Origin of the sequence: Bacteroides bouchesdurhonensis (assembly GCF_900155865.1) — a bacterium.
Lineage (GTDB): Bacteria > Bacteroidota > Bacteroidia > Bacteroidales > Bacteroidaceae > Bacteroides > Bacteroides bouchesdurhonensis.
Genome location: NZ_LT707006.1, coordinates 3,330,984 through 3,344,955 on the forward strand (window position 1 = coordinate 3,330,984; position 13,972 = coordinate 3,344,955).

At 37.5% G+C, this 13,972-nt stretch carries 10 protein-coding genes and 1 tRNA gene; 3 read left to right on the forward strand and 8 right to left on the reverse strand.

The features are described 5' to 3' along the window. Window positions 1–597 precede the first annotated feature (597 nt). The 6 genes from CZ225_RS14090 to CZ225_RS14115 all read right to left on the reverse strand — a co-directional run bounded on the left by CZ225_RS14090 (window position 598) and on the right by CZ225_RS14115 (window position 9,044). Window positions 598–1,674: a DUF4855 domain-containing protein gene (locus tag CZ225_RS14090; RefSeq protein ID WP_083714649.1), complete on the reverse strand. Its 1,077-nt coding sequence runs from the start codon at window positions 1,672–1,674 to the stop codon at window positions 598–600. After that, window positions 1,674–3,149, reverse strand: coding sequence for a 3-keto-alpha-glucoside-1,2-lyase-like domain-containing protein (locus CZ225_RS24380; protein ID WP_077154530.1), 1,476 nt, complete (start codon window positions 3,147–3,149; stop codon window positions 1,674–1,676). The genes CZ225_RS14090 and CZ225_RS24380 overlap by 1 nt, the downstream gene beginning before the upstream one ends. Before the next feature lie 270 nt (window positions 3,150–3,419). Further along, window positions 3,420–4,610, reverse strand: coding sequence for a n-acyl-d-glucosamine 2-epimerase (locus tag CZ225_RS14100; protein ID WP_077154531.1), 1,191 nt, complete (start codon window positions 4,608–4,610; stop codon window positions 3,420–3,422). 21 nt (window positions 4,611–4,631) lie between these two features. Then, complete coding sequence (locus CZ225_RS14105) at window positions 4,632–6,050, reverse strand: sugar porter family MFS transporter (protein WP_077154532.1); 1,419 nt, start codon at window positions 6,048–6,050, stop codon at window positions 4,632–4,634. Between the two features lie 8 nt (window positions 6,051–6,058). After that, a complete protein-coding gene (locus CZ225_RS14110; protein WP_077154533.1) occupies window positions 6,059–7,159 on the reverse strand; it encodes a DUF4434 domain-containing protein in 1,101 nt (366 codons plus the stop codon). Window positions 7,160–7,193: 34 nt separating this feature from the next. After that, complete coding sequence (locus CZ225_RS14115; RefSeq protein ID WP_234983173.1) at window positions 7,194–9,044, reverse strand: FAD-dependent oxidoreductase; 1,851 nt, start codon at window positions 9,042–9,044, stop codon at window positions 7,194–7,196. A 373-nt stretch (window positions 9,045–9,417) separates the two neighbouring features. Here CZ225_RS14115 and CZ225_RS14120 point away from each other — a divergent pair, with 373 nt between their 5' ends. After that, window positions 9,418–10,626 (forward strand): ROK family transcriptional regulator, encoded by a 1,209-nt coding sequence (locus tag CZ225_RS14120; RefSeq protein WP_077154535.1) that lies wholly within the window; start codon window positions 9,418–9,420, stop codon window positions 10,624–10,626. Between the two features lie 222 nt (window positions 10,627–10,848). Further along, window positions 10,849–10,921, forward strand: a tRNA-Thr gene (locus tag CZ225_RS14125). 232 nt (window positions 10,922–11,153) lie between these two features. Here the strand turns inward: CZ225_RS14125 and CZ225_RS14130 are convergent. Then, window positions 11,154–12,122 (reverse strand): ISAon1 family transposase, encoded by a 969-nt coding sequence (locus CZ225_RS14130; RefSeq protein WP_449374847.1) that lies wholly within the window; start codon window positions 12,120–12,122, stop codon window positions 11,154–11,156. A gap of 10 nt (window positions 12,123–12,132) precedes the next feature. Then, window positions 12,133–12,474, reverse strand: a complete 342-nt coding sequence (locus CZ225_RS14135) for an ISAon1 family transposase N-terminal region protein (RefSeq protein WP_077154537.1) — start codon at window positions 12,472–12,474, stop codon at window positions 12,133–12,135. 474 nt (window positions 12,475–12,948) lie between these two features. Between CZ225_RS14135 and CZ225_RS14140 the strand changes: the two genes are divergently transcribed. Continuing rightward, entirely contained in the window at window positions 12,949–13,950 is a 1,002-nt protein-coding gene (locus CZ225_RS14140; protein ID WP_077154538.1) for a hypothetical protein, read from the forward strand. Window positions 13,951–13,972 lie beyond the last annotated feature (22 nt).

Sequence of the window (13,972 nt, forward strand, 5' to 3'; positions counted from 1 at the left end):
AGATGTACAAGGATCACGTAAGTCAAGTACATGAATTAGATAGGTCTAGTACAAGAATCACTTGAAAGATGTGCTTGAAAAACAGCGGTTGCTTGGATAAAAGCATACGGTAAAGTTGTAGCAATCATACGGTAAAGTTGTAGCAATTGTACAATTGTTTTTTATAAAATGACCGCACAATTTCAGTAAAAGATGCGGTTCGTTTGTCTAAAATCTATGGGAAGTTTATTTTTGTTTATTCCAATGTTTTTTTCAATCATTGGGATAGTTGAAAACAAACATTAGCATCTTTTTTTGTATTAACACCGGTCTGTTTGATAAATGAAAAACCTTTTGAGTCATCGTCATATTTCTCTCTATCTCGCTATCATTCAGAATGATAAAATGCGTCATCTTTTTTAAGACTATTTTCTTTTGTCAAGTTGCGTATGCAAATAAAAAATTATATCCGCAAGTCCTATAAAAAAAGATGACGCAATGCAATAGATTGTATTTTAGAGGTTTATGCAAAAATATGACGATGACTCAAAATGGTTTTCAACTACTAAAGACTCACTCCCAACACTCTAAATATTAAAAAAATATAGCCCAAACAATTTATCGACGTGCTTTTTGCCTTTTAATGATAATATTTGCCAATCGATAATATAGTGCTACATCTTTTTCCGAACCATTTTTTAATGCATAAAAAGCACTTCCTCCTTGATAATAGGCAACATCCGTATTTTCGAAAACATGATTGCGTTCAAATCCATCTATATATGCATGCATACGGGGAGCTTTATCATTCAACGCCCTTTCATCGAATTCACACTCCATCGACATTCCATATTGACGTGCTAACTTACATGCATCATCTATGCGAGAATCCGGAATGTTTGAATTGAAAAAATGATTCGGTTGCAAATATGCCTTATCGAAACCTAACTCTTTCCATGTGGTATATCCATCAGATTTGAAGTAAGGAATCCAATAAAAAGACTGTTTATCTTCATGAATATAGTCGGCAATATGTTTCACAAATGTCCGCGTATGAGTCGCTTCCTCTGCTAGCCAATAAAATCCTGCCAATTCAACATTCTTAAGATGAGCCTTTTTAAATCGTTCTGTGATAAAATCAATATACCATTTACAGGCAGATATGCGGTCTTCATCTTTTGAGAAATCAAGTTTCTTTCCATCCAGTTCACCCCAATTCTTTTGATTTGGAATAGGTTCCGGTAATGATAAAACTATTTTTCTCTTTTTAGGAAGCTTTCCGCAGACTGACTTTGCATTTTCTATGCAATCATTTAATGCACAAATACTTCTTCCCGGAGTAAAATATTTGTCGATTAACATAATCCAATCCTCTTTTGTAGCAGGGGTTGGACGATAACCGGAAGCAAATCCGCAACGATTGCCATCAAAGATTTCCAAAAAAAGAAAACCATCAAACAGCCAATCACCTCCTTTAGCATTTTGACGAGGAGCATAAACGTATGGCTGAAACAGTTCCTCATTCCATACTTCTCTTCGGTGAGTTCCCCCATCATAAATCAACACCATATCCCGGATACTTCCTTTGGGAGCATAACCTTCTGCTACTGCCTGTTCTGTCGTTACCTTTTGAGAGGACGAACAGGATGACAAGCAGAACAAGATAATTGTAAATACAAAAATACGATTCATCATTAATCCAGTACTTTTATTTTAATATTACGCAGCCATACATCGTTGCCATGATCCTGAAATCCAATGTAACCTTCACGCTTGATGCCACCAAAATTACTCATCAGGTAATAAGCATCTGTCCATCCGGTCACACTAAATTTACTATTATCCAGCATTTTAATCCATTCCGGAGTTCCCACTGTATACTCCACTACTTTCTCACCGTTTTGATAGTGAGTGACTTGTCCGTTGTTCACCACTATTTTAGTCTTATTCCATTCACCAAAAGGTTTGGCATTTTGAGGATTAGCGGGAATCATGTCATACAAAGAGCCGGCTTTCCGATTACCATCTTTACCTGCTTTGGCATCAGGGTGATTTTCGTTATCCAGCAACTGATATTCGGGAGAAGAAGCTACCGCAAATTGACCGGGGATTTCCTGAATCATATACATAATACCGGAATTTCCTCCCTCAGATATTTTCCATTCCAGTTCCAGTTCAAAATTTTTAAATCGATGGGCAAAGATAATTTCTCCACCTTTTCCTTGTTTTTTGCTGTCGAATTTCATCGCGCCATCGTCTAACACCCACTTGTCAGCCAGAGTTTCAGAAGCATAACTCCTCCATCCATTAAAGGAAGTACCGTCGAATATCGTAATATATCCCTTCTTGTCTTTTTTGAAAGTGGACAAATCTACTTGAGGATAGTCTATGGGAGTATATTTATCCGCATACTCTTTTATCATTTGTTTGAGGAGCAAGGGTTTGTCTGTTGTGATATAATCCACTCCCATACCAATCAAGCGTTTCATCATCACAGGGTCATCTACTGTCCATACATTCACCTGAAGTCCCTGGCTGTGCATATCATTGACTAAATTCAGATTATTGGTAAATCCGGTAAAATAGTAATCAGCTCCTGTCATTCCCCATTCTTTCAATTCAATAGGAGAAGCATTACCACTTAAATAATACACTCTTGCACTTGGACGTATTCTCACCAATTCCTGACATACTTCTTTACTGAAAGCAATATAATCTGTCCGATTGGCCAACTTATGTTTTTCTACAGTTTTAACGACTTCATCAACCAACGCTTTCGTCCATTCTTCTCCTGGAGTAGATGACTTGATCTCTAGAATCAATTGCAAATCCGGGCAATTTTTGGCATGTATCAGATATTGTTCAAGAGTAGGCAATATTTCCCCATTAGACAATTTGCAATCTTTAATTTTTTCATAGGGAGTTTTCTCTATGTTCATAGAATTTATTTCACCATCGTGATAAACAACCAAAACGCCATCCTGAGTTCTCCAAACATCAAATTCAGAGCCATAGCAACCTATTTCATTTGCCTTGTAAAGTGAACTTAAGGAATTTTGAGCTGAGTTTTCCACTTCCCAGTAACCTCGGTGTGCAATAATCTTTGTTTGCGCTAATGCTGACAAAGAAAGAATGGTACATAAAATACTCAATAATACTTTTCTTTTCATAATATAAATGTTTTAAGGACTGTTCTGATATACAACCATATCAGAAAGTCACAAAATTAATAATTTAATTCGAATATTACCAATCATGCTAATAATCCAATGGAAGCGTTTATCTATTTGCACATAGTCGGTAATCATTTATCAATCTCGTACGTTCCATTTATATTACAACAATCCATCTAAAAATAGATTCTTCGGTAACATTCCATATTTCAGCATTTAATTCTTCCCTGAAACCTATAAAGCTTTCCTTCAAAACAGTTTCTTTCTTCATAATATATTAGGATTTTCTTCTTTATTCAAACTTTCTACTATTTTCCAGCACTGGTATAATCCCCTTGGCACATGAAAACATCCTTTCCACTTTCCCCCCTTCAATGGCAACAATACTTCCCCTCTTCGATCCAGATATCCAAACCATTCGGGATATTTAGCATCCTTGAAATGCCCCCACGTATAATCGTGCACTTTCTCAAACCATGCCAGACACGCCTCATCTCCGGTCAATTGATACCCCTTTAAAAGCGAGATCAGCGTTTCGATATGCACCCACCAAAGTTTCTGGTCCCATTCCAGCTGCTGGGGGGGACAGCCATTACGGTCCATGAAGTAGTAGATGCCACCATATTCCTTATCCCAACCGTAACCGAGCATGGTAAGAGTCACATTCTTCGCCTTTTCGATCAATTCGGGACGGTTCAGGCGTTTGCCCAGATCCATGATGAACCACATGGCTTCAATCGCATGCCCGGGGGTGATCTGGCGACCTTCGAAACAGTCGGCAAGACTACCGTCCGCGTTTACATTCTCAACAATAATGCCTCCCAGTTCCGGACGGTAGAATACGTCCATTACTTCATGGATACATGTTTCCATGGTTTGCTCAAGGTACTCTTCATCCAATAAATGTTCAATTTCCAAAGCCAGGTTACAGAGAATCATCGGCAGGGCGAAGTTCTTCAGATTACGGGTGCCCGGATGGAGTTTGTTCCATTTCCCTTTCGGATTATCGACTTTGGAGAGGATGATTTCAAAGGTCTTCTTCGCTATTTCCGCATACTCTGGGTTGCCTGTGGCCAGACTCAATTGCCCGAAGGCCATGGTGGCGAAGGTATACGAGAAGATATTGTATGGTTCTACCAATGGGCTACCCGAACGGTCGAGCGAAAAGTACCAGTTATAATGACCGTCATGTCCGTATTTCTTTAAGAATTCACCACCCTGGATGGCGCAGTCCAACCATTCCTGACGCTTTTCCACTTTGTTGTAGAGCATTGAGAACATCCAGACTTGACGGCCTTGGAGCCAGATGAACTTGTCGGTGTCGAATACGTTCCCTTTACGGTCCAGGCAGGTGAAGTAGCCGCCATATTCCAGGTCTTGGGAGTGGCTGAGCCAGAAGGGAAGAACATGATCGAGCAGTTCGTCCCTGTATTGATTTGTTAGTTTCTTAAAATCCATATATCTTTTACTGTTAAATGATTAAGGTCTGTCTGACTGTCCCGAACGGGTCCAGTATCTCTCGATTTCTTCCAGGGACTTGCCGGTGGTTTCCGGCACGAGTCTCCAGACGATGAGCATATAGGGTACGCACATGATGGCGAACAGGAAGAATGTTCCGGCGGGGGTCAGGTTTTGGAGCATCCAGGGGGTGAGCTGGCCGATCAGGTACGTTCCGATCCACAGGGCGAAGCCGGCTATGGACATGGCGAGTCCGCGTACTTTGGTGGGGTACATCTCCGAAAGGAGCACGAAGACTACGGCGCAGATGGAGACGGCGCAGCAGAATACGTAGAACAAGAAGAAGACCAGCAGGAAGAGGCTGGATATCCCCAGGGATTCGCCATGGAGGAAGTAGAGGCCGATCAGGAGCAGGGAGAGGATCATGCCGGAAACTCCGTAGTAGACCAGGTTTTTGCGACCCACTTGGTCGATAATGACTAGGGCAAGGACGGTGGTAAGGGTATTGACTAGTCCTACGAGAACTTGGTAAAAAAGAGAATCTCCCCCTGAAAGCCCTGCATCTTCGAAGATGGAAGGGCCATAATATAGTACGGCGTTCACTCCCATAAACTGACCTAAAATGGCTATACACACACCAATGATAACTGCCTTAAGAATTCCCGGCTTCATCAGTAATGCCCATTCTGATTTTGTCTCAGAGGTCAGGACTGATTTTGTTTCGCTTAATTGACATTTAGCTTCTGAAATCGAGTTATATATTCTCTCTAAAATATTGATAGCTTTTTCCTCTTTTCCTCTAACGATCAACCATCGTGGACTCTCTGGAATAAAGAATATAATAATGAAGAATAGTATAGCAGGTAATGTTTCCATTCCTAACATTCCTCTCCATACTTCAGAAACGAATATTTTATTGAGCCAGAATATATCCAAGTGAGCACCACTTTCAACCCATGATAACAACTGATAATTGACTAAATAAGCTCCTAAGAAACCTACCGTAACAGCCAATTGATAAAGAGATACTAAACGGCCTCTGTATTGTGCTACCGAAACTTCTGAAATATAAAGGGGAGAAACAATAGAAACAACACCAATACCGACACCACCTATAATGCGATAAACAACTAACTGTGTAAAGTCAGCAGAAATGGCACATCCCAAAGCTGATGTAGAAAATAAGACAGCGGAAATAACCATCGTCATTTTTCGTCCCAGCTTATCACTCAAAATTCCGGCAAAAAGAACACCTATAATAGATCCTACTAAAGCACATCCTACATACCAACCTTGTTGCATTGCATCCAATTGGAAAAGTTGAGTCACCTGAGCTATTGTTCCGGATATGACAGCAGTATCATATCCGAACAAAAATCCTCCTAGTGCAGCTACAACTGATAGGAATATAAGATAACTAAAATTAATGGTAGACTTCATAGTGTACTTTATTTAATTTCAAAATACTCTCTATATCTATCATATAAATGCCCTGCCTGCAAATAAGCGGATTGAGGACTCATAAAATGAGAGAATTCAAAAGTAATAGCCTTGTCATATCCGGCTCGTTTAGCAGCCTCAAGTTTCATCCGAAGTTTATCAAACTTAATGGGTAGAAAACGAATAGGCATATCACGATCCAAAGTCTCTGCGTTTGTCCAGCATTTCATACCGTACTTATCTGCTAACTTTTTATTTACAATAAAGAACTCATCCAATTCATCATAGTCAATATGACCATCCTGGAAAGCACACGCATCTACCACATCATGAATACCATCAAAAATTTCATTCCATTCCTTTTCGTGTTGTTGCACAGAAACTGCATCTTCTTTGGTCAGTTTATCTGTACCCATAATAGCTTTCTTACCATCAATCCATGGAGAAATAAAAGTCGGGAGACCATTAGAAACATCCTTGCACTGTTTACCCATTGAATGAAAAGCATCAATTGCCCCTTTTGTCGCCCGACTAATTTCTCCACTGATGTACCAGCCTCCGAAACTTTTATATTTCTCACCGTACATCTTCCATACTTCGTCAATTACATATTTGTTATCCTCAATCTCCCAACTCAAATCTCCAGTATCCCAATAGCGTCCGGAATCATATAAACCAAAATAGAATTTCATTTTATACTTTTCAGCTAGGCGCAAATACATATCCACTAAATCTACCGACGGCATATAACATCCTTTCTTCAAAAGATAAGGAGAGGGATAAGTCATAAACTTACGGTAACCGGAACGGATCATGATTACTGTATCAATGCCAATTCTCTTCATATGCTGAAAATCTCGGTCCCATTCTTTTTCTCCCCAGTTTTGATGAGGAATATCATGAGAAATCTCATCCAAAAAAGTTCCGGTTATCTTTAAACCATTATTTTTAGGAACAATTAGTCTACTTTCTAAATTTCCAGCCATATCTGCCGGAGAGGACTCTCTCCTCCCCTCTTCATTAGCCGCAAATAATGAAGGTGCAACCAAAGCAGAAGCCCCAGCTAAAGCAGCCTTCTTTAAAAAATCTCTACGATTATTCGTTTCCATAGTTTCTATTTTTGTTTTATTTTATATATGTACCCTATTGAATAAACTCTCCAGTAATGTTCACCTGTTTTTGATTGAAAGGGTCTAACATCTGATCGATTAGAATCGCCATTTCTCCTCTCAATATATTTCGTGTCATATTCAAATCCTGTAATTTGAAAGTTCTCCAAATAGTCTCCGGATCTGCTGTGATATCCAAGTTTTCTTCATTCCCTATTTCCAGGATTAGTTGAATAGCATCTTGAATACTCAATGTCTCTATTCCCGATTTATTTAATTTTTCTTTTGCTAAGGGATATACATCAAACAACCCTTCTAATTCTGATGCTAATAATACAGTATCGGCTTTTAACCAAGTCTGATTAGACCAATCAACGTTTTTCCCTTCTCCTTTTAAAATGCCAGTAGCACCAATACGCTGATATGAAGCAAACTTAACATCTGTCACAGGGACATCCAAATAAGGAAGTAAATATCCTTTTGCGTTCAATATAGCATTTTGAACATCACGAACCGGAACTTCACTGATTTTCTGATTATGTTTTAATGCTAATGCAGCCAAAGCTCCAGCAGCTTGTCCGATTTGTAAGACAACAGGTTGCAAACGCGTTGCTCCATTAACAATATTAGATACGGAAATTGACTTTTCTGCCACAATCATTCCTTCAATATTTTGAGGTATTAATGCACCTAACGGCAGTCCAAATGAAGGTATTGGATGGAAATACAGATTAGGTAACTCTTCATAACCATGATAGCGGGCATGATGATGATCCACCGGATAATCTCCTACTGCAATGCAAGTACGATAAAGTTTTTCTTTTTGTGTATAAGGATTTGTTATATGGTTCAAATCAAAACGAACTAATCCGTGAATTCTTCTGGATTCTCTATGATATGGAATAAAAGGTAGTTTATCGGCTGTAGGATATTCGTCATCTGCTAAGCCTAGCGTATTATAACCCAATTCATGCTGTATAAAATAGATAAAGCACATTGTATAATGTTTGGCATTCTCCAAAGCATGTGTACGCTCTTCAGGAGTCATTTCAATCAAATTGATATAATAATCATTGCCTTCTATCGGCCAGTTAATCATATACTTCTGATTCGGAAGTTTTCCGTAAGTCATCATCATCTCTTTTGACCATACACGATCCGGTTCCTTAGGAGTTGTGCATATCGGATTTGCACAGGAACAAGCAAACTCGTTAGGATTGTATCCATCCGGTCTTGGAATTGTAACATCTTTCCCATAGTCTTTTAATATTGCAACATAAGTGATATCCTGCACAATATTATTCTTTTTCTCAGGAGCAATATCTTCATGTGTATCTTCTCGGCTTTCCATACCAATATCGTATTTCACTCCACACATTTTAGCCACATCTCCTAGCTCTGTAGCGTCAATCAGTATTTTGGCCTGAACGATTTTAATTCCTTCTCCTTCGACACTCACTTTAGCAATCCACTTATCTCCTTCTCTTTTTATCTCTTTAAGATGAGCATGCTTCCATACTTTAAGATTTTTCTCGGCTTCCACCATTTCTTGAAAAATTTTATTTCCAACCGAAGGTTCAAAAAGGACTTTACTTACCCAACCTGTATTCAGTGAATCCAATCCACCATAATAATCTGCTAATCTAGTTTTAAATTCTCCCCAAAGTCCTGCTGGTAAATTATAATTTCCGTCTATTGCACTTACCCCTGCAGATGTTAGCATTCCCCCTAACCAGGAACTTTCTTCTACAACCAAAGTGGTCGCTCCCATACGTGCAGCTTGTATACCTGAAGTTACACCACTGGCACCACCACCTACAACAAGTATATCTACATTATTTTCTCCTGAACATGTACAAGAGATAGTGAATACCATCAAAAGCATACCGTAGAAGATTTGGAAGAGGTTTTTCATTTCAGAATCATTTGGTTACAACGTATCTTAATTAATATCACGCCACAAATATACTTATATTTATTAAATAAACAATAGATAATAAATTATTTTATTATTAAAGTTTATATTAAATACATATTTCATTAATATAACGAGAATATTTCTCAATCATTAGAGGAGAATCGTCTTTATACCTTATTATATATAATATAATCAAGTCACAATCAGTATGGAAACTCTCTTCAATCCTAATATATTAAAGCCTACTTCCTCTTCCAATTATAACTTTTCTATTATAATTCCCTGTATTTAATAAAAAAATTAATTATCTTTGTAGACATTACAAAAATGAATAAGACATATGAACCAACAATTCTTGAAGGAAATCGAAATGGGCTCCAAAAGTGCCCTTGTCAAAAAGCGGATAATTACACATTATATATATAATGGCAGTTCTACTATCCCCGATCTTTCAAAAGAGCTGGATTTAAGCGTACCCACCGTTACTAAATTTATTGGCGAAATGTGCGAAGACGGATATATTAACGATTACGGAAAACTAGAAACTAGCGGTGGACGCCATCCGAACCTCTACGGACTAAACCCTGAATCCGGTTATTTTATAGGGGTGGACATAAAACGGTTTGCAATCAACATAGGGTTGATCAATTTTAAAGGAGATATGGTGGAGCTGAAAATGAATATACCTTATAATTTCAAGAATTCAGTAGAAGGAATGAATGAGTTATGCCGGCTCATTCTCAGTTTTATAAAAAAACTCACCATTAATAAAGAGAAGATTCTCAATATCAATGTAAATTTATCAGGGCGGGTTAATCCTGAATCAGGCTATAGTTTCAGCCAGTTTAACTTTGAAGAACGCCCATTAGCAGATGTTTTATCAGAGAAGCTTGGTTATAAAGTTACTGTTGATAACGATACACGTGCTATGACTTATGGGGAATACATGCAAGGCTGTGTCAAAGGAGAAAAAGATATTATTTTTGTAAATGTCAGCTGGGGAATAGGTATCGGAATTATCATTGATGGCAAGGTTTACACTGGAAAGTCAGGTTTTTCTGGAGAATTCGGACATATCAGTGCTTACGATAATGAGATTATTTGCCATTGTGGGAAAAAGGGTTGTCTGGAAACCGAAGCTTCCGGTTCTGCTCTCCATCGTATTTTATTGGAACGTATTAAAAATGGAGAAAGTTCTATTCTATCAACCCGAATATCCTCAGAAGAGGATCCCATTACTCTTGACGAGATTATCGCTTCAGTAAACAAGGAGGATTTATTATGCATTGAGATCGTTGAAGAAATAGGGCAAAAGTTAGGAAAACAAATAGCTGGATTAATCAATATTTTTAATCCGGAATTAGTTATTATAGGTGGTACCTTATCACTAACAGGTGATTATATCACACAACCAATAAAAACAGCAGTACGAAAATATTCACTGAATTTAGTGAATAAGGATTCAGCCATTGTTACATCTAAGTTAAAAGACAAAGCAGGTATTGTCGGAGCTTGTATGCTAGCACGCAGCAGAATGTTTGAATGCTAAATTCATTTAGTTAATTCTCGATACAATATAGTGACGCTATATTATCTGTATAGTGACGGTATACCCTAAAGATACCGTTACTATATCATATGGATAATGACGGTATCATAAAACATCTTTTTAAAAAGTATTATATTTCAAACAAAACGAGAAAAAAGATCTGAATCTTTTTGTTTTTTCAAATAAAGCTGTAATTTTGCACGCCGTAAACGAGAAACAAACGCCGCTATAGCTCAGTTGGTAGAGCAACGCATTCGTAACGCGTAGGTCGCCAGTTCAAGTCTGGCTAGCGGCTCTCCTAAGAATTAAACTTGGGTCACTTCATAATTAATCATTCACTCTATCACATTTTATCTAAATATCTACAAAGAAAAGATACAAATTCCTATTTACAAGCATTTAACAGTACAAAAACAATGTCATTAGAACTTATTTATTTATGCCAAGACTTATATACATCATTCTATTAACCAAATTCACTAAAGAAGTAAAGTAGGGTCAACGTAAAAACCTGAGGGATTTTCATTTTATGCATATAACCTAGTTAGTCTGTATAAAAAGAAAGCCTTATCCCTAACTCCTCTAAACTGTGCTCTGAATGCCTTGATTTTAGCATTGAATGACTCTGCCGCCGCATTAGTAGCCCTCCTGTCAAAGAAGTTGATTATATTCAGATAGTGTGTCTGTATAGATCTCGCCACCCTCCCAAAGGTAAGGAAACCGGATTTGTCAACTTCGTCATACCACCTTGCAAGCCTTGTCAAAGCCACATCCTTAAACTTGCACTGATGATAGATTAAACCTAACCGCATGGCCAGATAATAACTTTTCTTGATATCGGGATATTCTTTGAAGAGAATTTCAGCTCGTATTCTTTGAGACTGGGTCCATAATGACTCCTTTTTGTAAAGTAGATAAATACTTCTTGCCAGCAACTGCTTCCTTGTATCTCCATTAGCGAAAACGGGGGCATGATACATCTTTCCGCAGGCCTTTGCGTAAGCAATCTGCGTGGACTCTTCATCCAAAGCCTCCCAGCGAGCTTTCACACGCATCTCCTGAACCGCTTCATAAGCTAATTTCTGCACATGAAAACGATCGGTGACACGCTTGGCCGCAGGGAAGCAAGTTCGGGCAATCTGCTCCATATTGGGAGCCATATCCAAGGTTATCTCACGTACCTGGTAACGGCGACGACGGGATAACTTAAGCAAGACGGAGGTGACAGTACAGGCATCCGTACCCTTAATGATGGCGATAATACTGCCTTTACCACCGTGAGCCTCTTTATTGATCAGTACGGTATAGAGTTCTCCACGCGAGAGAGCCACCTCGTCAATGCAGATATAAGCACCGATATTCTTATCGAACAGCAACCAGTCCTCTGCATGGACAAGTTGATTCCAATTAAGGTAATCGCTCAGATGGTTACGGTATTGACGCTCCAATAATTCCCCGTCAACTCCATATAAAATCCCTAATAGCTTGCAACTGATCGGATAGTTATCAATATAGTTCTTTTAAAAAAGACGCAAAATCTTGCGTCAAACGAGTGCCTTCGGCTACCATACGCCAGTTACGGCAGACATACTCATTACTTTTCTTTAAGATCCAACGACGACGGCGGATATTAAGGAAGACCTTCTTGCCACGAAGGGGGAAGTCTTGAACGACAACAGGATCATAAAAGCCCTTACTTTCAGTTGCCTGACCTGCATACTTCTCAGGAACAACATTCTTCTCTTCAAGGTAGATGACAACTTCACTCACACTTTCTTTCACATCAACAAGATTGAAATAATCCAAAGTCCCTTCAGGAAGAAGAAGACGATAACCGTTTAATTCCATAATTGATAAATTTGAAGGCAAAGATAACGATTTATAAATTTAGCCCCTCAGGTTTTTACGTTGATCCGTAAAGTAGCCTATTTTGTCCAAAATTCAGTTAAAAACAATAAGAAGTACATTTAAAAACAGAGTATTAACTGAATAATTCTTGATTAGCATGAAGATAGAGTCGTAGCTTAAACAAAAGTAACAATAGTAAATATAAGACTATTTCCAAGAAACTTTAACCAAGATAAAAATATATATGTGAGAATAGAATACTCAAGTCCGGTTATGGATAGAACACTATAAATCTACAGCCAAACAATAAAATATTATGGGTTTATAAAATTATTATATTCATATATTTGTTATTTCTTAATTGATTGATTAACTTTGATGCAATAAATACAATTCTGCAATTGGATTATTAAAAAGAAGTAATCTAATTATTATTAAAATAAACACATCATTATATACTAAAAACAAAACAACATGAAAAAGTCAATATTTCTATTACTTTTCTTATTGATGGGATACACTATTTCAAACGCACAAGAAGTTTTAACCAATCATTCTATTATTGATATGTTAGAAATGGGGTTAGGAGAAGATGTAATAATAACTAAAATATCGACGTCAGAATGTGACTTTAAGACATCTATCAACGATCTTAAAGAATTAAAAGAAAAAGGAGTTACTAATAATATCATTGTCGCAATAATGAAACAAGCCCAACAAGATAAAGAAAATACAGAATCAAAAAAAACATTATTACCCGGTATATACCTTAACGATAAAGACGAATTAAAAAAAATATATCCTACTGCATTTTCCGGAACAAAAACTAACACATTAGGATCTGCTTTTTCTTATGGGATTGCAAGTGCTAAGATTAAGTCTACTATGCAAGGTAATTCATCTAAAAATATTGTCAATACAGCTGCACCTGAGTTTCTTTTCTTGTTTGACCAAAAGCAAAATAACGCTTCCTTATCTGAATGGTGGTTTTCAGTAGCCTCTTCTCCCAATCAATTCGTTTTGGTTAAATTAAAGAAAAAAGGGAAAAACAGAGAATTAGAAACCGGAAAAATCAATGTATATGCAGGGTCATCAATGGGAATAAATGAGGAATCTACTATTAAATTTACGATAACAGAAATTAATGACTTTGAATTTAAAGTAACCCCCGAAAGTATACTAGAACCGGGAGAATATTGTTTCTTCTATCAAGGTACAATACCACAAGGTGGATATACTAATCAATCAGTATTTGATTTTTCAATTCCTACCAACTGCAAATATCCTTCAAAGTTCAGATTAGGAGAAAAAGTTTGGGTACAAATCGAAGGGAAAATAAAAGCATGTAATATTCTCGACATAAAACTGAAGGATGGCGAAGTACATTATCAAGGAGAGACTAGCACTCTTAAAAAAGTAGAATGGTTAGAAGTTGATTGCTCAAAATCAAAAGAAGAAATTAAAAGAAACCTCTAAATAATAACTAATAATAGCCAAA